Consider the following 25,345-nt stretch of genomic DNA (forward strand, 5'->3'; position numbering starts at 1 on the left):
TGGTTAGGGTATGGCGATGGGATTGACATTTATCTGCGGGAAATTATATTATGTTTCTGCAAAAATGTTTAAACTAAAATTTTTATTAAGGAAAGAGAGGATGTATGATTTTCAGAAAATATTTATATTCGTAATATAAATAAATTACCATTTGCTTAATTTGTCAAATGCTCTTGTATGTAAGACTTCACGCAACGTCTCCCCATCAGGAAACGCCAGCTCCGGTGCAATCTCAAACAGCGGCCACAGCATAAATCCACGATTCTTCATATCGTAGTGCGGAACGGTCAGGCGTTCGGTATTTATCACTTCATTACCAAACAGCATGATATCGAGATCCAGCGTGCGTGGTCCCCAGCGTTCAGCTTTACGAACACGACCCTGTTGCAGTTCTATGCGCTGTGTATGGTTGAGTAACTCTTCCGGGGCGAGCGAAGTTTCAAGCGCCACGGCGGCGTTGAGGTAATCGGGTTGATCTTGCGGCCCCAGCGGTGGGGTGCGGTAAAACGAAGAAACGGCAAGAATGTGGCTTTCAGGGATATCGCCTAATGCTTTCAGGGCAGCATTGACCTGCTCCAGCGGAGAGGCCAGATTGCTGCCTATGGCAATATACGCCACTGTCATGCGGTACCCTCACGACGCGGTGCGCGTTTGCGTGGACGACGAGTACGGCGACGCGGTGACGGCTCTTCATCCAACTCGTTAAGCATCCCTTTTTGATCTGGTGGCGCGGAAACCTGGAACTCACCCCACCATTTCACCAGACGCTGCAGTTCAGCGTTACGTTCAACTTCAGCTCGCAAGGCCAACAGGTCATAAGCCGCACGGAACTTAGGATGCTCCAGCAGTTTCCATGCGCGTTTACCCTGACGACGGGACATACGCAACTGCAACTGCCAGATATCGCGGGTTAACGTCGTCAGACGTTTCGGGATTGCCAGTGAACGGCAGGCTTCGTCCAGCACGTCGTTCATCGCCAGCGCGAAAGCGTCGTGATAGGTCAGGCCGCTTTCCTGGGCAATCTTCTGTGCCGTCTCCAGCAGTGGGTACCAGAACATGGCGGCAAACAGGAACGCCGGGTTCACGCGCATATCGTTATGGATACGCGTATCGGTATTCTTCAGCACCTGTTCAATGATCCGCTCCATCGGGCTGTCGCCATTTTCCGTGAAGTAGCGGGTAATGGTCGGGAACAGCGGCTGGAACAGATGATATTCACACAACAGCTTATAGGTATCGTAACCGTAGCCCGCTTGTAGCAGTTTAAGCGATTCTTCAAACAGGCGTGCCGGTGGGATATCGTTCAACAGGGTAGCGAGGCGAGGGATCGGTTCTGCGGTTTCCGGGCTGATGCGCATACCCAATTTGGCGGCAAAACGTACCGCGCGCAGCATACGTACCGGATCTTCACGGTAGCGCGTTTCCGGGTTACCAATCAGACGGATAACGCCGTCCTTCAGATCCTTCATACCGCCAACGTAATCACGGACGGTAAAATCCGCTACGCTGTAATAGAGGCTGTTGATAGTGAAATCGCGGCGCTGGGCGTCTTCTTCGATGGAGCCGAAAATGTTGTCGCGCAGCAACATGCCGTTTTGCCCGCGTTGGGAGGTCGTGCGGTCGCTGACGTTACCTTCGTGGTGTCCACGGAAGGTCGCAACTTCGATAATCTCCGGGCCAAACATTACATGAGCCAGACGGAAACGGCGACCCACCAGGCGGCAGTTACGGAACAGTTTGCGCACCTGCTCAGGCGTGGCGTTAGTGGTTACGTCAAAATCTTTCGGCTTTTTGCCAAGTAACAGGTCGCGCACGCCGCCGCCAACCAGCCAGGCTTCGTATCCCGCTTTATTGAGCCTGTACATTACCTTCAGGGCATTTTCACTGATATCTTTGCGGGAAATAGCATGCTGCTCACGCGGGATCACCGTCACCTGTGGACGGGCGACTGCCTGTTCAGCCTCGCTTTCCTCGCGGCTTAGCACCTTGCGGCAAAAATTAGCGACTCGGGTAAAAATAGTACACCTCGGTAGTGTCAAACATCATTCAGGACAAAAAAATAGCGGCTAATCATAGCTCAGCATGACGCATTTGAGAATGTTGAATTTACAATTGCCGACTCGGGCACGGCGGTAAGCCGCCAGTTTTTGACGGCTGACTGAAGGATTTGCTCGACGCTGAAATCCTGCCAGTGTGCTTCTGCCTGCTGCCCCAGAAATTGAAGTGCCGCGATTAGTACCGGGCGTGGATCGCCTTTCGGCAACGCAGGCGCATGATTCTGCTTGGAAAGTTTAGCGCCTTGTGGATTAAGCGCCAGCGGCAGATGAATGTAATCTGGCACTTTCCAGCCAAAAAGCTGGTACAGCGAGATTTGCCTTACTGTTGGTTCAATCAGATCAGCCCCACGCACTATTTCTGTAACGCCCTGGAAATGATCATCAACCACAACAGCCAGGTTGTAGGCGAACAACCCATCACGGCGATGAATGATAAAATCTTCCCGTGCCAGTTTTTCGTCGGCGTGAATAATGCCGCGCAGCTGGTCAGTAAATTGCGTGACCGGATGCTGCTGGCGGATACGCACTGCGGCGTTGTCTGGTCCATGATGCAACACCCGGCAATGACCGTCGTAAATACCGCCAATGCTTTGAATACGCGCACGCGTACAGGTGCAGTAATAACTTAGTCCTTGTTCATGTAACCAGGCGAGTGCTTCACGATAGGCGTCGTGACGTTGCGATTGCCAGAGAACATCGCCGTCCCAGTGCAGACCGTAATGTTCCAGCTGGCGCAGGATAGTTTCTGCGGCACCGGGAACTTCACGAGGCGGGTCGATATCTTCTATGCGTACCAGCCAGCGACCTTGCCGGGCGCGAGCCTGCAAATAGCTGCCGAGCGCGGCGATCAGAGAGCCAAAATGAAGCTCGCCGGAAGGAGAGGGGGCGAAGCGGCCAATATACTGTGTGTCTGTCATCTCTTTGAACAAAAAATAAGGCGGGAGCATTTCCCGCCTGTGGTAAACGTGATGGAACGGCTGTAATTAGCCAGCCATCTGTTTTTCGCGAATTTCAGCCAGCGTTTTGCAGTCGATGCACAGATCGGCTGTCGGGCGCGCTTCCAGACGGCGAATACCAATTTCAACACCGCAGGATTCGCAGTAGCCGAAATCTTCGTCTTCCACTTTTTTCAGCGTCTTCTCGATCTTTTTGATCAGCTTACGCTCGCGATCGCGGTTACGCAGTTCGAGGCTGAACTCTTCTTCCTGGGCTGCACGGTCTACCGGGTCCGGGAAGTTGGCTGCTTCATCCTGCATATGTGTAACGGTGCGATCGACTTCATCCCTGAGTTGATTACGCCATGCTTCCAGAATACGACGGAAGTGCGCCAGCTGGGCTTCATTCATATACTCTTCGCCCGGCTTCTCCTGATATGGTTCCACCCCAGCGATGGCGAGAATACTCAGGGACGATGTTTTACGGTTTTGCCCTTCTTGCATGTTGCTTCTCCTTAACACGCACTATCGATCCCCATGTTCGGGGGAAAAATGAGGCCGCTATAAATAGCAGATGCTTTTCCGGATAGCAATTATCTAAACGTAACACTTGACAACTGTGTGAGGAAAAGCGTATTTGCGCACGCGACCAGAATGTAAATTAACCAGTTACTTACTTTACTACAATGTAACCGGCAGTGATTTTTTAAGAGCCATGCCTTCAGCAGAAATTTCCGCTTTGTAAGCCAGAATTTCTACCCCCCTCTGTTGAGCTTCTGACAATAGTTGCGCGTATTTCTCATCGATGTGGCGCGCGGGTGAAAACCGTGTAATGGCTGAATGCAGCACGGCGAAAAAGATAACCGCACGCTGGCCTTCAGCCGCTACGCTCATCAACTCCCGAAGGTGTTTCTGACCTCGTTCAGTGACCGCATCGGGAAAATATCCCTGTTCGTTCTCCGCTAACGTAACCGATTTCACTTCAATATAGCAGTCTGGACGCGAATCCGCCTGCAACATAAAGTCAATACGGCTGCGTTCTGCGCCGTATTTTACTTCGCTTTTCAGCGAGCTATAGCCTGACAGTTCTGAAATTGATTCATTAAGGATAGCCTCTTTCGTCAACCTGTTAGCCCAAAGCGTGTTGACGCAAATAAATGCGCCGCTCTGGCTTTGAGTTAATTCCCAGGTGTGTGGGTATTTCCGTTTGGTGTTGTCTGAAGTCGAATACCAGACGGTATCGCCAGGCGTTGCACAACCGGTCATCGCACCCGTATTCGGGCAGTGTAGCGTTAATTCGCGACCATCGGGTGTGATCACATCGGCTAAAAAACGTTTGTAACGCTGAATTAGCGTCGCGCGCTGTAGAGGGGGAGAAAATTCCATTGCGACAATCCTTGTTATTGCGTTAGCGCCCAGCGTTTTAGCGGCGTGTAGCGTGTGCGTCCACGGGCAAACGAGGAGGCGTAAAGGGTGAACTCCGTCACCGCATAAGACCAGTTAAAACCCGGCGGCGGGATTGTCACCGCCTCGCTGGCGTCGCGCAATAAGGTAATATGTGGATGAAACGGACGATTGCTTTGAAAACAACCGCTGCGGGCAGCCTGTGAACGGAGCATATTCGCCAGCTGGATTAAGCCGCGTGGAGGCTGACGCATCCCTAACCACACCACACGCGAACGCAGCCATTGTCCGGCGTCATCAAGCGTGAGTGTGAAACCAGGTTGACGAATCCGTCCGGCTAAAAGAGAAAGCGCCTTCTCTTTCTCGGCGCTCACTTCGCCTAAAAATGCCAGAGTCAGATGCAAATTATCGGCGGCGACCGGACGTCCCGCCTCAGGTGGGAAGTGTTTGGCGCGCCAGTGGATAATCTGTTCGCGGATTTCTGCAGGTAAGTCGATAGCAAAGAACAGACGTTGCGGTTCAGACATGTGAGGCACTCGGTTATGAATTACCGCGATGCTACAATGTGCCGCGAAGAATGTTAACCCTCTGGAGCGTTTTGTGTCGTCGTTGCCCGTTGCTGCCGTCTTACCTGAATTACTTACCGCTCTCGATTGTGCGCCGCAGATATTATTAAGTGCGCCGACCGGAGCCGGGAAATCAACCTGGCTGCCGCTGCAACTGCTGGCGCATCCCGGCATTAACGGGAAAATTATCCTGCTGGAGCCGCGTCGTCTGGCGGCGCGTAACGTCGCGCAACGGCTGGCGGAGCTGCTTAACGAAAAGCCAGGCGATACCGTTGGCTACCGGATGCGTGCGCAAAACTGCGTCGGGCCGAATACCCGCCTGGAAGTAGTTACCGAAGGCGTGCTGACGCGGATGATCCAGCGTGACCCGGAGTTGAGCGGTGTTGGATTGGTGATCCTTGATGAATTTCATGAGCGTAGCTTGCAGGCGGATTTGGCGTTGGCGCTGTTACTCGATGTGCAACAAGGTCTGCGTGATGACCTTAAACTGCTAATTATGTCGGCTACGCTGGACAACGACCGCTTGCAGCAAATGCTGCCAGAAGCGCCCGTCGTCATCTCAGAAGGGCGCTCGTTTCCGGTTGAACGCCGTTATTTACCGCTGCCCGCGCATCAGCGTTTTGACGATGCCGTTGCGGTAGCCACCGCTGAAATGGTGCGTCAGGAAAGCGGATCATTACTGTTATTTTTACCTGGCGTCGGAGAAATTCAGCGTGTGCAGGAACAACTGGCTTCGCGCATCGGCAGTGATGTATTGCTCTGCCCGCTGTATGGCGCGTTGTCGCTGAACGATCAGCGAAAAGCGATCCTCCCGGCACCGCAAGGGATGCGCAAAGTGGTGCTGGCGACCAATATTGCTGAAACCAGTTTAACCATTGAAGGTATTCGTCTGGTGGTGGATTGTGCCCAGGAGCGTGTGGCGCGTTTTGATCCGCGCACGGGGCTTACGCGACTGATTACTCAACGCGTTAGCCAGGCATCCATGACGCAGCGTGCCGGGCGCGCCGGGCGTCTGGAGCCGGGTATCTGCCTGCATTTAATCGCCAAGGAACAAGCAGAACGCGCTGCCGCGCAAAGTGAACCGGAAATCTTACAAAGCGATCTTTCCGGTTTGCTGATGGAATTACTGCAATGGGGATGCAGCGATCCGGCGCAGATGAGCTGGCTGGATCAACCGCCAACGGTGAATCTACTGGCCGCGAAACGCCTGTTACAAATGCTGGGGGCGCTGGAGGGTGAACGGCTTAGTGCGCAGGGGCAAAAAATGGCAGCGCTGGGTAACGATCCGCGTTTAGCGGCAATGCTGGTTAGCGCGAAGAACGACGACGAAGCTGCTACCGCGGCAAAAATTGCCGCCATTCTCGAAGAGCCGCCACGGATGGGCAATAGTGACCTGGGCGTGGCGTTTTCGCGCAATCAACCAGCCTGGCAGCAACGTAGTCAGCAACTGTTAAAACGCTTAAACGTACGTGGCGGTGAGGCAGACAGTTCGCTTATCGCGCCGCTACTTGCCGGGGCGTTTGCCGATCGCATTGCTCGTCGCCGTGGGCAAGATGGACGCTATCAACTGGCAAACGGCATGGGAGCGATGCTCGATGCCAACGACGCGCTAAGCCGCCACGAATGGTTGATCGCACCGTTATTATTGCAGGGCAGCGCCTCGCCGGATGCGCGGATTTTACTGGCGCTGCCGGTCGATATTGATGAGTTAGTACAACGCTGCCCGCAGCTGGTACAGCAGTCTGACACTGTGGAGTGGGATGACGCGCAAGGTACGCTGAAAGCCTGGCGTCGGCTACAAATCGGTCAGTTGACGGTGAAAGTGCAGCCGCTGGCGAAACCGTCAGAAGACGAGTTGCATCAGGCGATGCTTAATGGCATCCGTGATAAAGGTTTAAGCGTGCTCAACTGGACGGCGGAAGCGGAACAGCTACGCTTGCGTTTGTTATGCGCCGCAAAGTGGTTGCCGGAATATGACTGGCCAGCGGTTGATGATGAAAGTTTATTGGCAGCGCTGGAAACGTGGCTGCTGCCACATATGACTGGCGTACATTCACTACGCGGCCTGAAATCACTCGACATTTATCAGGCACTACGCGGATTACTTGATTGGGGAATGCAGCAACGTCTGGATAGTGAATTGCCTGCGCATTACACTGTGCCGACGGGAAGCCGGATCGCCATTCGTTATCATGAAGATAACCCGCCCGCGCTGGCGGTGAGAATGCAAGAGATGTTTGGCGAGGCCACCAATCCGACGATCGCCCAGGGGCGCGTGCCGCTGGTGCTGGAGTTGCTTTCACCTGCCCAAAGGCCATTACAAATCACACGAGATTTGAGCGCCTTCTGGAAAGGAGCGTACCGTGAGGTGCAAAAAGAGATGAAAGGGCGTTATCCCAAACATGTCTGGCCGGACGACCCGGCAAATACTGCACCGACGCGACGGACGAAAAAGTATTCGTAAGGTTGGTTTTCTCCCTCTCCCTGTGGGAGAGGGCCGGGGTGAGGGCATCAGCGCGCACGTTCACCCTCACCCTAACCCTCTCCCCCAAGGGAGAGGGGACCGATCGAGCACAAATTTTGAGAGATATCTTCTTCTGTCTTGTAACAGAAGAACAGAAAATCGGGCTTTTGCGCCTGAATATTGCGGAGAAAAAGCATGGCCGGGAATGACCGCGAGCCAATTGGACGCAAAGGGAAACCGACGCGTCCGGTCAAACAAAAGGTAAGCCGTCGTCGTTACGAAGATGACGATGATTACGACGATTATGATGACTATGAGGATGAAGAACCGATGCCGCGCAAAGGTAAGGGCAAAGGCAAAGGGCGTAAGCCTCGTGGCAAACGCGGCTGGCTATGGCTACTGCTAAAACTGGCTATCGTTTTTGCCGTGCTGATCGCCATTTACGGCGTTTATCTCGATCAAAAAATTCGTAGCCGTATTGATGGCAAGGTCTGGCAACTGCCTGCGGCAGTTTATGGCCGAATGGTCAATCTTGAGCCAGACATGACCATCAGCAAGAACGAGATGGTGAAGCTGCTGGAGGCGACCCAGTATCGTCAGGTGTCGAAAATGACCCGTCCTGGCGAATTTACCGTGCAGGCCAACAGCATTGAGATGATTCGCCGTCCGTTTGATTTCCCGGACAGTAAAGAAGGACAGGTGCGCGCGCGTCTGACCTTTGATGGCGATCATCTGGCGACGATCGTCAATATGGAGAACAACCGTCAGTTCGGTTTCTTCCGTCTTGATCCGCGTCTGATCACCATGATCTCTTCGCCAAACGGTGAGCAGCGTCTGTTTGTGCCGCGCAGTGGTTTCCCGGATTTGCTGGTGGATACTTTGCTGGCGACAGAAGACCGTCATTTTTACGAGCATGATGGAATCAGTCTCTACTCAATCGGACGTGCGGTGCTGGCAAACCTGACCGCCGGACGCACGGTACAGGGTGCGAGTACGCTGACGCAACAGCTGGTGAAAAACCTGTTCCTCTCCAGCGAGCGTTCTTACTGGCGTAAAGCGAACGAAGCTTATATGGCGCTGATCATGGACGCGCGTTACAGCAAAGACCGTATTCTTGAGCTGTATATGAACGAGGTGTATCTCGGTCAGAGCGGCGACAACGAAATCCGCGGCTTCCCGCTGGCAAGCTTGTATTACTTTGGTCGCCCGGTAGAAGAGCTAAGCCTCGACCAGCAGGCGCTGTTAGTCGGTATGGTGAAAGGGGCGTCCATCTACAACCCGTGGCGTAACCCAAAACTGGCGCTGGAGCGACGTAATCTGGTGCTGCGTCTGCTGCAACAGCAACAGATTATTGATCAAGAACTCTATGACATGTTGAGTGCCCGTCCGCTGGGGGTTCAGCCGCGCGGTGGGGTGATCTCTCCTCAGCCAGCCTTTATGCAACTGGTGCGTCAGGAGCTGCAGGCAAAACTGGGCGATAAGGTAAAAGATCTCTCCGGCGTGAAGATCTTCACTACCTTTGACTCGGTGGCCCAGGACGCGGCAGAAAAAGCCGCCGTGGAAGGCATTCCGGCACTGAAGAAACAGCGTAAGTTGAGCGATCTTGAAACTGCGATTGTGGTCGTCGACCGCTTTAGTGGTGAAGTTCGTGCGATGGTCGGAGGTTCTGAGCCGCAGTTTGCGGGCTACAACCGTGCGATGCAGGCGCGTCGTTCGATTGGTTCCCTTGCAAAACCAGCGACTTATCTGACGGCCTTAAGCCAGCCGAAAATCTATCGTCTGAATACGTGGATTGCGGATGCGCCAATTGCGCTGCGTCAGCCGAATGGCCAGGTCTGGTCACCGCAGAATGATGACCGTCGTTATAGCGAAAGCGGCAGAGTGATGCTGGTGGATGCGTTGACCCGTTCGATGAACGTGCCGACGGTAAATCTGGGGATGGCGCTGGGGCTGCCTGCGGTTACGGAGACCTGGATTAAACTGGGCGTACCGAAAGATCAGTTGCATCCGGTTCCGGCAATGCTGCTGGGGGCGTTGAACTTAACGCCAATCGAAGTGGCGCAGGCATTCCAGACCATCGCCAGCGGTGGTAACCGTGCACCGCTTTCTGCGCTGCGTTCGGTAATCGCGGAAGATGGCAAAGTGCTGTATCAGAGCTTCCCGCAGGCGGAACGCGCTGTTCCGGCGCAGGCGGCGTATCTGACACTATGGACCATGCAGCAGGTGGTACAACGCGGTACGGGTCGTCAGCTTGGGGCGAAATACCCGAACCTGCATCTGGCAGGGAAAACAGGGACTACCAACAATAACGTAGATACCTGGTTTGCGGGCATTGACGGCAGCACGGTGACCATCACCTGGGTCGGCCGTGATAACAACCAGCCGACCAAACTGTATGGTGCCAGCGGGGCAATGTCGATTTATCAGCGTTATCTGGCTAACCAGACGCCAACGCCGCTGAATCTTGTTCCGCCAGAAGATATTGCAGATATGGGCGTGGACTACGACGGCAACTTTGTTTGCAGCGGTGGCATGCGTATCTTGCCGGTCTGGACCAGCGATCCGCAATCGCTGTGCCAGCAGAGCGAGATGCAGCAGCAGCCGTCAGGCAATCCGTTTGATCAGTCTTCTCAGCCGCAGCAACAGCCGCAACAGCAACCTGCTCAGCAAGAGCAGAAAGACAGCGACGGTGTAGCCGGTTGGATCAAGGATATGTTTGGTAGTAATTAACATCTAAGCGTGAAATACCGGATGGCGAGTTGCCATCCGGTAAAATAACATCCCATCTAAGATATTAACCCTTTCTTTTCATCTGGTTGTTTATTAACCCTTCAGGAACGCTCAGATTGCGTACCGCTTGCGAACCCGCCAGCGTTTCGAATATTATCTTATCTTTATAATAATCATTCTCGTTTACGTTATCATTCACTTTACATCAGAGATATACCAATGGCGCGTTCCAAAACTGCTCAGCCAAAACACTCACTGCGTAAAATCGCAGTTGTAGTAGCCACAGCGGTTAGCGGCATGTCTGTTTATGCACAGGCAGCGGTTGAACCGAAAGAAGACACTATCACCGTTACCGCTGCACCTGCGCCGCAAGAAAGCGCATGGGGGCCTGCTGCAACTATTGCGGCGCGACAGTCTGCTACCGGCACTAAAACCGATACGCCGATTCAAAAAGTGCCACAGTCTATTTCTGTTGTGACCGCCGAAGAGATGGCGCTGCATCAGCCGAAGTCGGTAAAAGAAGCGCTTAGCTACACGCCGGGTGTCTCTGTTGGTACGCGTGGCGCATCCAACACCTATGACCACCTGATCATTCGCGGCTTTGCGGCAGAAGGCCAAAGCCAGAATAACTATCTGAATGGCCTGAAGTTGCAGGGCAACTTCTATAACGATGCGGTCATTGACCCGTATATGCTGGAACGCGCTGAAATTATGCGTGGCCCGGTTTCCGTGCTTTACGGTAAAAGCAGTCCTGGCGGCCTGTTGAATATGGTCAGCAAGCGTCCGACCACCGAACCGCTGAAAGAAGTTCAGTTTAAAGCCGGTACTGACAGCCTGTTCCAGACTGGTTTTGACTTTAGCGATTCGTTGGATGATGACGGTGTTTACTCTTATCGCCTGACCGGTCTTGCGCGTTCTGCCAATGCCCAGCAGAAAGGGTCAGAAGAGCAGCGTTATGCTATTGCACCGGCGTTCACCTGGCGTCCGGATGATAAAACCAATTTTACCTTCCTTTCTTACTTCCAGAACGAGCCGGAAACCGGTTATTACGGCTGGTTGCCGAAAGAGGGAACCGTTGAGCCGCTGCCGAACGGTAAGCGTCTGCCGACAGACTTTAATGAAGGGGCGAAGAACAACACCTATTCTCGTAATGAGAAGATGGTCGGCTACAGCTTCGATCACGAATTTAACGACACCTTTACTGTGCGTCAGAACCTGCGCTTTGCTGAAAACAAAACCTCGCAAAACAGCGTTTATGGTTACGGCGTCTGCTCCGATCCGGCGAATGCTTACAGCAAACAGTGTGCGGCATTAGCGCCAGCGGATAAAGGCCATTATCTGGCACGTAAATACGTCGTTGATGATGAGAAGCTGCAAAACTTCTCCGTTGATACCCAGTTGCAGAGCAAGTTTGCCACTGGCGATATCGACCACACCCTGCTGACCGGTGTCGACTTTATGCGTATGCGTAATGACATCAACGCCTGGTTTGGTTACGACGACTCTGTGCCACTGCTCAATCTGTACAATCCGATGAATACCGATTTCGACTTCAATGCCAAAGATCCGGCAAACTCCGGCCCTTACCGCATTCTGAATAAACAGAAACAAACGGGCGTTTATGTTCAGGATCAGGCGCAGTGGGATAAAGTGCTGGTCACCCTGGGCGGTCGTTATGACTGGGCAGATCAAGAATCTCTTAACCGCGTTGCCGGGACGACCGATAAACGTGATGACAAACAGTTTACCTGGCGTGGTGGTGTTAACTACCTGTTTGATAATGGTGTAACACCTTACTTCAGCTATAGCGAATCGTTTGAACCTTCTTCGCAAGTTGGGAAGGATGGTAATATTTTCGCACCGTCTAAAGGTAAGCAGTATGAAGTCGGCGTGAAATATGTACCGGAAGATCGTCCGATTGTAGTTACTGGTGCCGTGTATAATCTCACTAAAACCAACAACCTGATGGCGGACCCTGAGGGTTCCTTCTTCTCGGTTGAAGGTGGCGAGATCCGCGCACGTGGCGTAGAAATCGAAGCGAAAGCGGCGCTGTCGGCGAGTGTTAACGTAGTCGGTTCTTATACTTACACCGATGCGGAATACACCACCGATACTACCTATAAAGGCAATACGCCTGCACAGGTGCCAAAACACATGGCTTCGCTGTGGGCTGACTATACCTTCTTTGACGGTCCGCTTTCAGGTCTGACGCTGGGCACCGGTGGTCGTTATACTGGCTCCAGCTATGGTGATCCGGCTAACTCCTTTAAAGTGGGAAGTTATACGGTCGTGGATGCGTTAGTGCGTTATGATCTGGCGCGAGTCGGCATGGCGGGCTCCAACGTGGCGCTGCATGTTAACAACCTGTTCGATCGTGAATACGTCGCCAGCTGCTTTAACACTTATGGCTGCTTCTGGGGCGCAGAACGTCAGGTCGTTGCAACCGCAACCTTCCGTTTCTAATTTCTCTTTTGGGGCACGGATTTCCGTGCCCATTTCACAAGTTGGCTGTTATGCAGGAATACACGAATCATTCCGATACCACTTTTGCACTGCGTAATATCTCCTTTCGTGTGCCCGGGCGCACGCTTTTGCATCCGCTGTCGTTAACCTTTCCTGCCGGGAAAGTGACCGGTCTGATTGGTCACAACGGTTCTGGTAAATCCACTCTGCTCAAAATGCTTGGCCGTCATCAGCCTCCGTCAGAAGGGGAGATTCTTCTTGATGCCCAGCCGCTGGAAAGCTGGAGCAGCAAAGCGTTTGCCCGCAAAGTGGCTTATTTGCCGCAGCAGCTTCCTCCGGCAGAAGGGATGACCGTGCGTGAACTGGTGGCGATTGGTCGTTACCCGTGGCATGGCGCGCTGGGGCGCTTTGGTGCGGCAGATCGCGAAAAAGTTGAGGAAGCTATCTCGCTGGTTGGCTTAAAACCGCTGGCGCATCGGCTGGTCGATAGTCTCTCTGGCGGCGAACGTCAGCGGGCGTGGATCGCCATGCTGGTGGCGCAGGATAGCCGTTGTCTGTTGCTCGACGAGCCAACCTCGGCGCTGGATATCGCTCACCAGGTTGATGTGCTGGCACTGGTGCATCGTTTAAGTCAGGAACGTGGCCTGACGGTCATTGCCGTGCTGCACGATATCAATATGGCTGCGCGTTATTGTGATTATCTGGTCGCCCTGCGCGGCGGTGAAATGATTGCTCAGGGAACGCCTGCGGAAATTATGCGCGGCGAAACCCTCGAAATGATTTATGGCATCCCGATGGGTATTTTGCCGCATCCGGCGGGTGCTGCACCTGTGAGTTTTGTTTATTGATGAGCGGCTTACCTCTTATTTCGCGCCGTCGACTGTTAACGGCGATGGCGCTTTCTCCGTTGTTATGGCAGATGAATACCGCCCACGCGGCGGCTATTGATCCCAATCGTATTGTGGCGCTGGAGTGGTTGCCGGTGGAATTACTGCTGGCGCTCGGCATCGTGCCTTACGGCGTGGCGGATACCATCAACTATCGCCTGTGGGTCAGCGAACCACCATTGCCGGACTCAGTGATCGACGTCGGTTTGCGCACAGAACCTAACCTTGAACTGCTGACCGAAATGAAACCGTCGTTTATGGTCTGGTCGGCAGGATATGGCCCTTCACCAGAAATGCTGGCTCGTATTGCGCCGGGGCGTGGATTTAACTTCAGCGATGGCAAACAGCCGCTGGCGATGGCGCGTAAGTCACTGACGGAAATGGCAGATTTACTTAACCTGCAAAGCGCAGCAGAAACGCATTTAGCGCACTATGAAGACTTTATCCGCAGCATGAAACCCCGCTTTGTGAAGCGTGGTGAACGCCCGTTATTGCTGACGACGCTTATCGATCCGCGCCATATGCTGGTTTTCGGTCCAAACAGCTTGTTTCAGGAAATTCTTGATGAGTACGGCATCCCAAATGCCTGGCAAGGGGAAACCAACTTCTGGGGCAGTACCGCCGTCAGCATCGATCGTCTGGCGGCGTATAAAGATGTTGATGTGCTCTGTTTTGATCACGACAACAGCAAAGACATGGACGCGCTAATGGCAACCCCGCTGTGGCAGGCCATGCCGTTTGTCCGCGCCGGACGCTTTCAGCGCGTACCCGCAGTCTGGTTTTATGGTGCGACGCTCTCGGCAATGCACTTTGTGCGCGTTCTGGATAACGCCATCGGAGGTAAAGCGTGAGTAAACGAATTGCGCTTTTTCCGGCGTTATTGCTGGCGCTGCTGGTGATTGTCGCTACGGCGCTGACCTGGATGAACTTTTCGCAGGCGCTGCCGCGTAGCCAGTGGGCGCAGGCCGCCTGGTCGCCGGATATTAACGTCATCGAGCAGATGATTTTTCACTACAGCTTGTTACCACGTCTGGCGATTTCTCTACTGGTGGGCGCGGGCCTGGGGCTGGTGGGCGTGCTGTTTCAGCAAGTGCTGCGTAACCCGCTGGCGGAACCGACGACGTTGGGCGTTGCTACAGGCGCGCAACTGGGGATTACCGTCACCACGCTCTGGGCGATCCCCGGTGCTATGGCGAGCCAGTTTGCTGCGCTGGCAGGGGCTTGCGTTGTTGGCTTAATTGTCTTTGGCGTCGCGTGGGGGAAACGGCTTTCGCCGGTTACGCTGATTCTCGCGGGGCTGGTAGTGAGCCTTTATTGTGGGGCAATCAATCAGTTACTGGTTATCTTCCATCATGACCAGTTGCAAAGCATGTTTCTGTGGAGCACTGGAACGCTGACGCAAACCGACTGGGGCGGTGTTGAGCGTTTATGGCCGCAGTTGCTGGGCGGTGTGATGCTGACGTTGCTGCTACTTCGTCCGTTAACCCTGATGGGGCTTGATGATGGCGTGGCGCGCAATCTCGGGCTGGCCTTGTCGCTTGCGCGTCTGGCGGCGCTGTCGCTGGCGATTGTCATCAGTGCGCTGCTGGTGAACGCTGTGGGGATTATCGGCTTTATCGGGTTGTTCGCGCCGCTGCTGGCAAAAATGCTGGGGGCGCGGCGTCTGCTGCCACGACTGATGCTGGCGTCGTTGATTGGTGCGCTGATCCTCTGGCTTTCCGATCAAATCATCCTCTGGCTGACTCGCGTGTGGATGGAAGTGTCCACCGGTTCGGTCACTGCGTTGATCGGTGCGCCGCTGCTACTGTGGCTGTTGCCGCGTTTACGCAGCATTAGCGCGCCGGATATGAAGGTCAACGATCGTGTCGCGGCTGAACGCCAACATGTGCTGGCGTTTGCCCTCGCGGGCGGCGTGCTGCTGTTGATGGCTGTGGTGGTGGCGCTGTCGTTTGGTCGTGATGCGCACGGCTGGACGTGGGCGAGCGGGGCGTTGCTCGAGGATTTAATGCCCTGGCGCTGGCCGCGAATTATGGCGGCGCTGTTTGCGGGCGTCATGCTGGCGGTGGCGGGCTGTATTATTCAGCGACTGACCGGAAACCCGATGGCAAGCCCGGAAGTGCTGGGGATTAGCTCCGGCGCGGCGTTTGGCGTGGTGTTGATGCTGTTTCTGGTGCCGGGTAATGCCTTTGGCTGGCTGTTACCTGCAGGCAGTCTCGGCGCGGCGGTGACGCTGTTGATCATTATGATCGCCGCCGGCCGCGGTGGATTTTCCCCACACCGCATGTTACTGGCGGGGATGGCGTTAAGCACCGCGTTCACCATGCTTTTGATGATGCTGCAGGCAAGTGGTGACCCGCGAATGGCGCAAGTGCTGACCTGGATTTCCGGTTCGACCTACAACGCGACCGATGCGCAGGTCTGGCGCACCGGAATTGTGATGGTGATTTTGCTGGCGATTACCCCGCTGTGCCGCCGCTGGCTGACCATTTTACCGCTGGGTGGTGATACCGCCCGAGCCGTAGGAATGGCGCTGACGCCGACGCGAATTGCGCTGCTGCTGTTAGCGGCTTGCCTGACGGCGACCGCGACGATGACTATTGGACCGTTGAGTTTTGTTGGTTTAATGGCACCGCATATTGCGCGGATGATGGGCTTTCGACGGACGATGCCACACATCGTAATTTCGGCGCTGGTGGGTGGTTTACTGCTGGTGTTCGCTGACTGGTGTGGGCGGATGGTGCTGTTTCCGTTCCAGATCCCGGCGGGGCTGCTGTCGACCTTTATCGGCGCGCCATATTTTATCTATTTGCTGAGAAAGCAGAGCCGTTAATTTTTCCATATAACGGCCCTGTACGCCTGGACGGATAAAGCGTTTACGCGACAACGGATGCCCGATGCGACGCTGGCGCGTCTTATCGGGCCTACAAACGGCCCCGAATCGTAGGTCGGATAAGGCGTTCACGCCGCATCCGACAAACCATGCTGGATCACAACTTCGCAAACACCCGACGTGCAGCATCGATGGTGTTATTGATATCTTCCATGCTGTGCGCCACGGACATAAAGCCCGCTTCAAACGCTGACGGTGCCAGGTAAACACCTTCGTCCAGCATCATATGGAAGAAACGCTTAAAGCGTTCCACGTCACAGGCCATCACATCCTGATAGCACGTCACGGACTCGGCGTCGGTAAAGAAAATACCGAACATGCCGCCAACGTGGTTAACGACCAGCGGAATTCCGGCTTCTTCTGCCGCTTCCAGCAGACCTTCTGCCAGACGTGATGTCAGCTCATCCAACGTTTCGTGAACGCCCGGCTGCGCGACTTCATTCAGACAGGCGAAACCCGCTGCCATCGCAATTGGGTTACCGGAAAGCGTACCCGCCTGATAGACCGGACCCGTCGGGGCCAGCGCATCCATTACATCACGACGACCACCGAATGCGCCTACCGGCATTCCACCGCCGATGATTTTGCCCAGGCAGGTGAGATCCGGTTCCACACCGTAATAATCCTGTGCGCCAGCCAGTGCCACGCGGAAGCCGGTCATTACTTCATCGATGATCAGCAATGCGCCAAATTCGTCGCACAGCGCACGCAGACCTGGCAGGAACTCTGGCAGCGGTGGAACGCAGTTCATATTGCCTGCCACCGGCTCGACGATAATACAGGCAATCTCTTGCGGGTATTGCTCAAACGCGGCGCGTACAGAAGCCAGATCGTTATAAGTACAGGTTAAGGTATGTTTGGCGAAATCTGCCGGAACGCCCGGCGAGTTTGGCTGGCCTAACGTGAGTGCGCCAGAACCGGCTTTCACCAGCAGGCAGTCAGCGTGACCGTGGTAACAACCTTCAAATTTAATAATTTTGTCGCGACCGGTAAAACCACGGGCCAGGCGGATGGCGCTCATCGTCGCCTCGGTGCCGGAGTTCACCATGCGCACCATATCCATGGTTGGGACCAGTTCGGTCACCAGTTGCGCCATTTTCACTTCCATTTCGGTTGGTGCACCAAAGCTTAAACCACGCTCGGCGGCTTCAATCACGGCATTGCGGATTGCCGGATGGTTATGGCCCAGCACCATCGGCCCCCAGGAACCGACATAATCGATATAGGCTTTGCCATCAACATCGTACAGATAAGCGCCGTCCGCTTTTTCGATAAACAGTGGAGTGCCGCCCACGCCAGTAAAGGCGCGAACAGGGGAGTTCACACCGCCAGGGATCAGCTCGCGCGCTGCGCTGTAAAGATTTTCAGACTTACTCATGGAGGGTTCCTGATTCGTAGAAAAAGTGAATGGCTGCTATTCTATGTTATTCATAACAAGTTAAATACTCGTCAAACATCAGGCTGCTTGTACTGGTGCAATCCTGATTTCTTAGAGTATAAAAGTTTTGTGCATTTGAAACATTACGCTTTGCAAAGGATTTTCATGGAACGTGCGAGTAAAATGCCGTCATCTTATTTGTATGACCAATAAGTGATCATTGGATGAAAACTGATACTCCCTCTTTAGAAACACCGCAGGCCGCGCGCCTGCGACGCAGACAACTGATTCGCCAACTTCTTGAGCGCGATAAAACCCCGTTAGCCATTTTGTTTATGGCGGCAGTCGTCGGCACGCTTGTTGGGCTGGCAGCGGTTGCTTTTGACAAAGGTGTCGCCTGGTTGCAGAACCAACGTATGGGGGCGCTGGTACATACTGCTGATAATTATCCGCTTCTGTTAACCGTCGCTTTTCTCTGTTCGGCGGTGCTGGCGATGTTTGGCTACTTTTTGGTGCGCAAATACGCGCCGGAAGCAGGTGGTTCGGGGATCCCGGAAATTGAAGGGGCGCTGGAAGATCAACGTCCCGTTCGCTGGTGGCGTGTATTGCCGGTGAAGTTCTTTGGCGGGCTGGGGACACTCGGCGGAGGCATGGTGTTGGGGCGCGAAGGGCCAACCGTGCAGATCGGCGGTAACATTGGCCGTATGGTGCTTGATATTTTCCGCCTGAAAGGTGACGAAGCTCGCCATACGCTGCTGGCAACCGGTGCTGCTGCGGGGCTGGCGGCGGCCTTTAACGCGCCGCTGGCGGGTATTTTGTTTATTATCGAAGAGATGCGTCCGCAGTTTCGCTATACGTTAATTTCGATTAAAGCGGTATTTATTGGTGTCATTATGTCGACCATTATGTACCGGATTTTTAATCATGAAGTTGCGTTGATTGACGTCGGTAAACTTTCTGATGCGCCGCTTAATACGCTGTGGCTTTATCTGATCCTCGGTATTATTTTTGGCATTTTCGGCCCTATTTTTAATAAATGGGTGCTGGGGATGCAGGATTTGCTGCACCGTGTGCACGGCGGCAATATTACCAAATGGGTGCTAATGGGCGGTGCGATTGGCGGTCTGTGTGGATTGCTGGGGTTTGTGGCACCAGCAACGTCGGGCGGCGGTTTTAACCTGATTCCTATCGCTACCGCGGGGAATTTCAGCATGGGAATGCTGGTGTTTATCTTCGTCGCGCGGGTCATTACCACCTTACTCTGCTTCTCTTCCGGCGCGCCGGGCGGTATTTTTGCCCCGATGCTGGCGCTGGGTACTGTGCTGGGAACCGCTTTCGGAATGGTTGCCGTTGAGCTGTTTCCGCAATATCACCTTGAGGCGGGGACGTTTGCTATTGCCGGAATGGGGGCATTACTGGCGGCATCTATTCGCGCGCCGTTAACGGGGATCATTCTGGTTCTGGAGATGACCGATAACTACCAGCTCATTTTGCCAATGATTATTACCGGTCTTGGCGCAACACTATTAGCGCAATTTACCGGCGGGAAACCGCTATACTCGGCGATTCTTGCGCGCACGCTGGCAAAACAGGAAGCTGAGCAACTGGCGCGAAGCAAGGCCGCATCAGCCAGCGAGAATACTTGAACGAAATACCAGGGTATTAGATAATGGCGATTATTATTGGGTTAGAATTTGCCCAATTGCCGATGTCGTTTGGAGCAAAATATGAGTGATGACGTAGCACTGCCGCTGGAGTTTACCGACGCAGCAGCCAACAAAGTTAAAAGCCTGATCGCTGACGAAGATAACCCGAATCTGAAATTACGCGTGTATATCACCGGTGGCGGTTGCAGCGGCTTCCAGTATGGTTTCACCTTTGATGATCAGGTGAACGAAGGCGATATGACCATCGAAAAACAGGGCGTTGGCCTGGTGGTTGATCCGATGAGCCTGCAATATCTGGTCGGCGGTTCCGTTGATTATACCGAAGGTCTGGAAGGTTCTCGTTTCATCGTGACCAACCCGAACGCGAAAAGCACCTGCGGTTGCGGTTCTTCCTTTAGTATCTAATCTGTTGTTCATGTGCCGGATAAACTATCCGGCACATCTTCTCTCTTCAACGCCCATTCTCATCCAGCGCAAACGTCGGTAGCTTAAGATGCCAACGAATAGCCGCCAGCCGAATCAATAGCGTCACGACCATGCCCATCATACTGGCTGTTTCCAGTGGTACGGAAAATGTGTAATAAGCCGTAGCGTGGACAATACCGCCGATAATACAGGCAGTTGCGTAGATTTCTGTACGTAAAATCATGGGGATTTCGCGGGCCAGAACATCACGAATGATCCCGCCGCCAACGCCAGTAATGACGCCCATACAAACCGCGATTAACGGACCGGCTTCCGCATTAAAGGCTTTATTCACGCCAATGCCGACAAACACCGCCAGACCAACGGCGTCCAGCACCGGCAACATCCATTTTGGTAAGCGTCTTGGCTGGCGCACCAGCACGATGGTCAGCATGCTGGTGACCATTGCAACGACCAGATCGGTGGGATCTTTCACCCAAAATACCGGGCCGTGATCCAGCGCCATGTCGCGAATTGTCCCGCCGCCTACAGCGGTAACCACGCCCAGTACCAGAACACCAAAAGGGTCCATACGCAATTTTCCGGCTAACAAAACGCCGGAGATGGCAAATACCGCTGTGCCGACTATATCCAGCCAATAGACGAGCATTGTTCAATCCCCACTGAGCACCTGAAAAGGTCTGGCGCTAATCTACCTGTGAAAGCGCATTACAGAGCTGTTGTGCAGCGAGGATAATACGTGGGCTTGCACGTTCAAACCAGTCACTCGTGAGAGGAATAACGGGAATTTTGAGCTGTTCACCCCAGTATTGTTTGATTTTAGGAATTTGGTCCGGTCCGCCTGTAATGACAATCGCCTGTGGCGAGCGTGCTAACACCTGTTCGCGGCTAACTTGCGGCCAGGGAACCCGGCTGTCTTTAAAGATGTTTTCTCCGCCACAAACTTCGAGTACCTGGTTTTGAATCGACTCTTTTCCACTGGTAAATGGCGGATTAATGCCGAATTGCAGAAAAACACGTTTTTTAGGTTTATCAGCATATTGCGCTTTCAATTGCGCGTACTGATCCAGCAGGGATTGCGCGGCTTGTTCGGCCTTATCCGGTTGCGGACTCCAGGGGGCCAGTTGACGTAACGCATTGGCAATTTGTTCAATGCTTGTCGCATCGACCCACATCACTTTTATTCCCAGCGAAGCCAGCTGGTCAACCTGCCGCTCGGCATTACCTCCACGCCAGGCAATCACCAGATCGGGTTTCAGCGCGACAATGCGTTCCAGATTCATCCCCTGCCAGGTGGAAACCTGCTCAATCTTTTGCGCTTGTGGAGGATAGTCGGAATAGCTGCTGACCCCAACCGGCGTGATCCCGGCGGCAAAGGCAAGTTCAGTGTTGGCGGGAGAAAGCGTGATGACGCGCGGCGCGGCGTTGAGCCACAGTGGCGCGAGAAAAGACAGGGCGACCAGCGCCCTGAACAGTGACTTAGCCATGTGCCAGTTTCTGCACCAGTGACTCAACCATCAGGCTGGACTGTTTAGCGGCAACAGCCAGGAACTCATCGAAGCTAAGATGAGACTGTTGATCGGCCACGTCGGAGATGGCGCGTACTACGACAAACGGGACGTTGAAATTGTGGCAGACATGGGCGATTGCCGTCGCTTCCATCTCTACAGCAATGGCCTGTGGGAAGTTGTGGCGGATTTTCGCCAGACCAACAGAACCGTTGATGAAAGCGTCGCCGCTAACAATCAGGCCACGTACAGCGTTAAGATTCAGTTCGGCAATGCAGGCCTCAGCGGCAGCGATCAGTTTATCGTCAGCTTTAAAGCCTGCCGGACAGCCTGGTAACTGACCGTATTCATAACCAAATGCCGTGACATCCGCGTCGTGATAACGTGCTTCGTCCGAGACAACGATATCGCCCACTTTCAACGTTGGTGCCAGGCCACCGGCAGAACCGGTGTTAATAATCACATCTGGCTTGCAGTGTTCCAACAGCAGAGTGGCACCCAGCGCCGCAGCGACTTTACCGATGCCCGATTTCAGAAGCGCAACCTCGGTTCCATTCAGTTGGCCGGTATAGATTTCGCAACCGCCGAGACTGATAGTTTGACGGTTTTCGATTTTGTCACGCAGCAGCGTAACTTCTTCTTCCATTGCACCAATGATGCCGATTTTCATAGATTTACTCGCGATAAGCCCGATTTGAAGGCATAGTTTACCATGCGCTTACGGGGAAGCGTATTTCTCACGCGGGAGAGGACATGGCACAGATTGATTTCCGAAAAAAAATAAACTGGCATCGTCGTTACCGTTCACCGCAGGGCGTTAAAACCGAACATGAGATCCTGCGGATCTTCGAGAGCGATCGCGGGCGTATCATCAACTCTCCGGCAATTCGTCGTCTGCAACAAAAGACCCAGGTTTTTCCACTGGAGCGCAATGCCGCCGTGCGCACGCGTCTTACCCACTCGATGGAAGTCCAGCAGGTGGGACGCTACATCGCCAAAGAAATTTTAAGCCGTCTGAAAGAGCTTAAATTGCTGGAAGCATACGGCCTGGATGAACTGACCGGCCCCTTTGAAAGCATTGTTGAGATGTCATGCCTGATGCACGATATCGGCAATCCGCCGTTTGGTCATTTTGGCGAAGCAGCGATAAATGACTGGTTTCGCCAACGTTTGCACCCGGAAGATGCCGAAAGCCAGCCTCTGACTGACGATCGCTGCAGCGTGGCGGCACTACGTTTACGGGACGGGGAAGAACCGCTTAACGAGCTGCGGCGCAAGATTCGTCAGGACTTATGTCATTTTGAGGGGAATGCACAAGGCATTCGTCTGGTGCATACATTGATGCGGATGAATCTCACCTGGGCACAGGTTGGCGGTATTTTAAAATATACCCGTCCGGCGTGGTGGCGTGGCGAAACGCCTGAGACACATCACTATTTAATGAAAAAGCCGGGTTATTATCTTTCTGAAGAAGCCTATATTGCGCGGTTGCGTAAAGAACTTAATTTGGCGCTTTACAGTCGTTTTCCATTAACGTGGATTATGGAAGCTGCCGACGACATCTCCTATTGTGTGGCAGACCTTGAAGATGCGGTAGAGAAAAGAATATTTACCGTTGAGCAGCTTTATCATCATTTGCACGAAGCGTGGGGCCAGCATGAGAAAGGTTCGCTCTTTTCGCTAGTGGTTGAAAATGCCTGGGAAAAATCACGCTCAAATAGTTTAAGCCGCAGTACGGAAGATCAGTTTTTTATGTATTTACGAGTAAACACCCTAAATAAACTGGTACCCTACGCGGCACAACGATTTATTGATAATCTGCCTGCGATTTTCGCCGGAACGTTTAATCATGCATTATTGGAAGATGCCAGCGAATGCAGCGATCTTCTTAAGCTATATAAAAATGTCGCTGTAAAACATGTGTTTAGCCATCCAGATGTCGAGCAGCTTGAATTGCAGGGCTATCGGGTCATTAGCGGATTATTAGAGATTTATCGTCCTTTATTAAGCCTGTCGTTATCAGACTTTACTGAACTGGTAGAAAAAGAACGGGTGAAACGTTTCCCTATTGAATCGCGCTTATTCCACAAACTCTCGACGCGCCATCGGCTGGCCTATGTCGAGGCTGTCAGTAAATTACCGTCAGATTCTCCTGAGTTTCCGCTATGGGAATATTATTACCGTTGCCGCCTGCTGCAGGATTATATCAGCGGTATGACCGACCTCTATGCGTGGGATGAATACCGACGTCTGATGGCCGTAGAACAATAACCAGGCTTTTGTAAAGACGAACAATAAATTTTTACCTTTTGCAGAAACTTTAGTTCGGAACTTCAGGCTATAAAACGAATCTGAAGAACACAGCAATTTTGCGTTATCTGTTAATCGAGACTGAAATACATGAAAAAAACCACATTAGCACTGAGTGCACTGGCTCTGAGTTTAGGTTTGGCGTTATCTCCGCTCTCTGCAACGGCGGCTGAGACTTCTTCAGCAACGACAGCCCAGCAGATGCCAAGCCTTGCACCGATGCTCGAAAAGGTGATGCCTTCAGTGGTCAGCATTAACGTAGAAGGTAGCACAACCGTTAATACGCCGCGTATGCCGCGTAATTTCCAGCAGTTCTTCGGTGATGATTCTCCGTTCTGCCAGGAAGGTTCTCCGTTCCAGAGCTCTCCGTTCTGCCAGGGTGGCCAGGGCGGTAATGGTGGCGGCCAGCAACAGAAATTCATGGCGCTGGGTTCCGGCGTCATCATTGATGCCGATAAAGGCTATGTCGTCACCAACAACCACGTTGTTGATAACGCGACGGTCATTAAAGTTCAACTGAGCGATGGCCGTAAGTTCGATGCGAAGATGGTTGGCAAAGATCCGCGCTCTGATATCGCGCTGATCCAAATCCAGAACCCGAAAAACCTGACCGCAATTAAGATGGCGGATTCTGATGCACTGCGCGTGGGTGATTACACCGTAGCGATTGGTAACCCGTTTGGTCTGGGCGAGACGGTAACTTCCGGGATTGTCTCTGCGCTGGGGCGTAGCGGCCTGAATGCCGAAAACTACGAAAACTTCATCCAGACCGATGCAGCGATCAACCGTGGTAACTCCGGTGGTGCGCTGGTTAACCTGAACGGCGAACTGATCGGTATCAACACCGCGATCCTCGCACCGGACGGCGGCAACATCGGTATCGGTTTTGCTATCCCGAGTAACATGGTGAAAAACCTGACCTCGCAGATGGTGGAATACGGCCAGGTGAAACGCGGTGAGCTGGGTATTATGGGGACTGAGCTGAACTCCGAACTGGCGAAAGCGATGAAAGTTGACGCCCAGCGCGGTGCTTTCGTAAGCCAGGTTCTGCCTAATTCCTCCGCTGCAAAAGCGGGCATTAAAGCGGGTGATGTGATCACCTCACTGAACGGTAAGCCGATCAGCAGCTTTGCCGCACTGCGTGCTCAGGTAGGTACTATGCCGGTAGGCAGCAAACTGACCCTGGGCTTACTGCGCGACGGTAAGCAGGTTAACGTGAACCTGGAACTGCAGCAGAGCAGCCAGAATCAGGTTGATTCCAGCTCCATCTTCAACGGCATTGAAGGCGCTGAGATGAGCAACAAAGGCAAAGATCAGGGCGTGGTAGTGAACAACGTGAAAACGGGCACTCCGGCTGCGCAGATCGGCCTGAAGAAAGGTGATGTGATTATTGGCGCGAACCAGCAGGCAGTGAAAAACATCGCTGAACTGCGTAAAGTTCTCGACAGCAAACCGTCTGTGCTGGCACTCAACATTCAGCGCGGCGACAGCACCATCTACCTGTTAATGCAGTAATCTCCCTCAACCCCTTCCTGAAAACGGGAAGGGGTTCTCCTTACAATCTGTGAACTTCACCACAACTCCATACATCTTCATCATCCTTTAGGCATTTGCACAATGCCGTACGTTACGTACTTCCTTATGCTAAGCCGTGCATAAC

22 protein-coding genes are annotated in these 25,345 nt (G+C 53.4%); 12 read left to right on the forward strand and 10 right to left on the reverse strand.

All coding sequences use genetic code 11. From position 1 onward, the window contains the following. Nucleotides 1–144: 144 nt before the first annotated feature. From folK to thpR, 6 genes are all read right to left on the reverse strand, one after another. On the reverse strand, nucleotides 145–624 hold the full coding sequence (folK, locus tag K0778_RS05180) for a 2-amino-4-hydroxy-6-hydroxymethyldihydropteridine diphosphokinase (RefSeq protein ID WP_000215124.1): 480 nt from the start codon (nucleotides 622–624) through the stop codon (nucleotides 145–147). Further along, nucleotides 621–2,018: a polynucleotide adenylyltransferase PcnB gene (gene pcnB / locus K0778_RS05185; protein WP_203226324.1), complete on the reverse strand. Its 1,398-nt coding sequence runs from the start codon at nucleotides 2,016–2,018 to the stop codon at nucleotides 621–623. The genes folK and pcnB overlap by 4 nt, the downstream gene beginning before the upstream one ends. A gap of 59 nt (nucleotides 2,019–2,077) precedes the next feature. Next, nucleotides 2,078–2,974, reverse strand: coding sequence for a tRNA glutamyl-Q(34) synthetase GluQRS (gene gluQRS, locus K0778_RS05190; protein ID WP_000132715.1), 897 nt, complete (start codon nucleotides 2,972–2,974; stop codon nucleotides 2,078–2,080). Nucleotides 2,975–3,040: 66 nt separating this feature from the next. Continuing rightward, complete coding sequence (dksA, locus tag K0778_RS05195) at nucleotides 3,041–3,496, reverse strand: RNA polymerase-binding protein DksA (protein WP_001155227.1); 456 nt, start codon at nucleotides 3,494–3,496, stop codon at nucleotides 3,041–3,043. A gap of 177 nt (nucleotides 3,497–3,673) precedes the next feature. Then, nucleotides 3,674–4,378, reverse strand: coding sequence for a DNA/RNA nuclease SfsA (sfsA, locus tag K0778_RS05200; RefSeq protein ID WP_000396036.1), 705 nt, complete (start codon nucleotides 4,376–4,378; stop codon nucleotides 3,674–3,676). Nucleotides 4,379–4,392: 14 nt separating this feature from the next. Beyond that, on the reverse strand, nucleotides 4,393–4,923 hold the full coding sequence (gene thpR / locus K0778_RS05205; protein ID WP_001294674.1) for an RNA 2',3'-cyclic phosphodiesterase: 531 nt from the start codon (nucleotides 4,921–4,923) through the stop codon (nucleotides 4,393–4,395). 73 nt (nucleotides 4,924–4,996) lie between these two features. On the opposite strand from thpR, the gene hrpB reads away from it, so the two are divergent. From hrpB to fhuB, 6 genes are all read left to right on the forward strand, one after another. After that, nucleotides 4,997–7,426 carry an ATP-dependent helicase HrpB gene (gene hrpB / locus K0778_RS05210; RefSeq protein WP_001619115.1) on the forward strand — a complete coding sequence of 810 codons (2,430 nt, stop codon included), beginning with the start codon at nucleotides 4,997–4,999 and terminating at the stop codon, nucleotides 7,424–7,426. 195 nt (nucleotides 7,427–7,621) lie between these two features. Next, a complete protein-coding gene (mrcB, locus tag K0778_RS05215) occupies nucleotides 7,622–10,156 on the forward strand; it encodes a bifunctional glycosyl transferase/transpeptidase (RefSeq protein WP_000918162.1) in 2,535 nt (844 codons plus the stop codon). Nucleotides 10,157–10,375: 219 nt separating this feature from the next. Continuing rightward, the gene (fhuA, locus tag K0778_RS05220; protein ID WP_063084620.1) at nucleotides 10,376–12,619 is read left to right on the forward strand and encodes a ferrichrome porin FhuA; all 2,244 of its coding nucleotides are present in this window, start codon (nucleotides 10,376–10,378) and stop codon (nucleotides 12,617–12,619) included. 50 nt (nucleotides 12,620–12,669) lie between these two features. Next, the gene (fhuC, locus tag K0778_RS05225; protein WP_001158929.1) at nucleotides 12,670–13,467 is read left to right on the forward strand and encodes a Fe3+-hydroxamate ABC transporter ATP-binding protein FhuC; all 798 of its coding nucleotides are present in this window, start codon (nucleotides 12,670–12,672) and stop codon (nucleotides 13,465–13,467) included. Then, complete coding sequence (gene fhuD / locus K0778_RS05230) at nucleotides 13,467–14,357, forward strand: Fe(3+)-hydroxamate ABC transporter substrate-binding protein FhuD (protein ID WP_000015990.1); 891 nt, start codon at nucleotides 13,467–13,469, stop codon at nucleotides 14,355–14,357. Before fhuC ends, fhuD begins: the two co-directional genes overlap by 1 nt. Continuing rightward, nucleotides 14,354–16,336, forward strand: a complete 1,983-nt coding sequence (fhuB, locus tag K0778_RS05235; RefSeq protein ID WP_000044089.1) for a Fe(3+)-hydroxamate ABC transporter permease FhuB — start codon at nucleotides 14,354–14,356, stop codon at nucleotides 16,334–16,336. Before fhuD ends, fhuB begins: the two co-directional genes overlap by 4 nt. Nucleotides 16,337–16,493: 157 nt before the next feature. On the opposite strand, the gene hemL is transcribed toward fhuB, so the two are convergent. Next, complete coding sequence (gene hemL / locus K0778_RS05240; protein ID WP_000045290.1) at nucleotides 16,494–17,774, reverse strand: glutamate-1-semialdehyde 2,1-aminomutase; 1,281 nt, start codon at nucleotides 17,772–17,774, stop codon at nucleotides 16,494–16,496. A gap of 165 nt (nucleotides 17,775–17,939) precedes the next feature. Between hemL and yadX the strand changes: the two genes are divergently transcribed. The 4 genes from yadX to erpA are packed head-to-tail and all read left to right on the forward strand — an operon-like array spanning nucleotide 17,940 to nucleotide 19,846. Continuing rightward, complete coding sequence (gene yadX, locus K0778_RS05245; protein ID WP_211180485.1) at nucleotides 17,940–17,987, forward strand: protein YadX; 48 nt, start codon at nucleotides 17,940–17,942, stop codon at nucleotides 17,985–17,987. 11 nt (nucleotides 17,988–17,998) lie between these two features. Beyond that, a complete protein-coding gene (gene clcA, locus K0778_RS05250) occupies nucleotides 17,999–19,420 on the forward strand; it encodes a H(+)/Cl(-) exchange transporter ClcA (RefSeq protein ID WP_000845394.1) in 1,422 nt (473 codons plus the stop codon). Nucleotides 19,421–19,443: 23 nt separating this feature from the next. After that, nucleotides 19,444–19,509: a small protein YadW gene (gene yadW / locus K0778_RS05255; RefSeq protein ID WP_120795373.1), complete on the forward strand. Its 66-nt coding sequence runs from the start codon at nucleotides 19,444–19,446 to the stop codon at nucleotides 19,507–19,509. Further along, nucleotides 19,502–19,846: an iron-sulfur cluster insertion protein ErpA gene (erpA, locus tag K0778_RS05260; RefSeq protein WP_001295564.1), complete on the forward strand. Its 345-nt coding sequence runs from the start codon at nucleotides 19,502–19,504 to the stop codon at nucleotides 19,844–19,846. The genes yadW and erpA overlap by 8 nt, the downstream gene beginning before the upstream one ends. A 46-nt stretch (nucleotides 19,847–19,892) precedes the next feature. On the opposite strand, the gene K0778_RS05265 is transcribed toward erpA, so the two are convergent. The 3 genes from K0778_RS05265 to mtnN are packed head-to-tail and all read right to left on the reverse strand — an operon-like array spanning nucleotide 19,893 to nucleotide 22,045. Further along, entirely contained in the window at nucleotides 19,893–20,516 is a 624-nt protein-coding gene (locus tag K0778_RS05265; RefSeq protein ID WP_000964221.1) for a TRIC cation channel family protein, read from the reverse strand. A 37-nt stretch (nucleotides 20,517–20,553) separates the two neighbouring features. Further along, a complete protein-coding gene (btuF, locus tag K0778_RS05270; protein ID WP_001129927.1) occupies nucleotides 20,554–21,354 on the reverse strand; it encodes a vitamin B12 ABC transporter substrate-binding protein BtuF in 801 nt (266 codons plus the stop codon). After that, complete coding sequence (mtnN, locus tag K0778_RS05275) at nucleotides 21,347–22,045, reverse strand: 5'-methylthioadenosine/S-adenosylhomocysteine nucleosidase (RefSeq protein ID WP_000689844.1); 699 nt, start codon at nucleotides 22,043–22,045, stop codon at nucleotides 21,347–21,349. Before mtnN ends, btuF begins: the two co-directional genes overlap by 8 nt. Before the next feature lie 83 nt (nucleotides 22,046–22,128). Here mtnN and dgt point away from each other — a divergent pair, with 83 nt between their 5' ends. Beyond that, nucleotides 22,129–23,646, forward strand: a complete 1,518-nt coding sequence (dgt, locus tag K0778_RS05280) for a dGTPase (RefSeq protein ID WP_000057067.1) — start codon at nucleotides 22,129–22,131, stop codon at nucleotides 23,644–23,646. Nucleotides 23,647–23,775: 129 nt separating this feature from the next. Further along, complete coding sequence (degP, locus tag K0778_RS05285) at nucleotides 23,776–25,200, forward strand: serine endoprotease DegP (protein ID WP_000753946.1); 1,425 nt, start codon at nucleotides 23,776–23,778, stop codon at nucleotides 25,198–25,200. Nucleotides 25,201–25,345: the final 145 nt, after the last annotated feature.

Origin of the sequence: Escherichia sp. XD33 (assembly GCF_019375075.1) — a bacterium.
GTDB classification, from domain to species: Bacteria; Pseudomonadota; Gammaproteobacteria; order Enterobacterales; family Enterobacteriaceae; genus Enterobacter; species Enterobacter flexneri_A.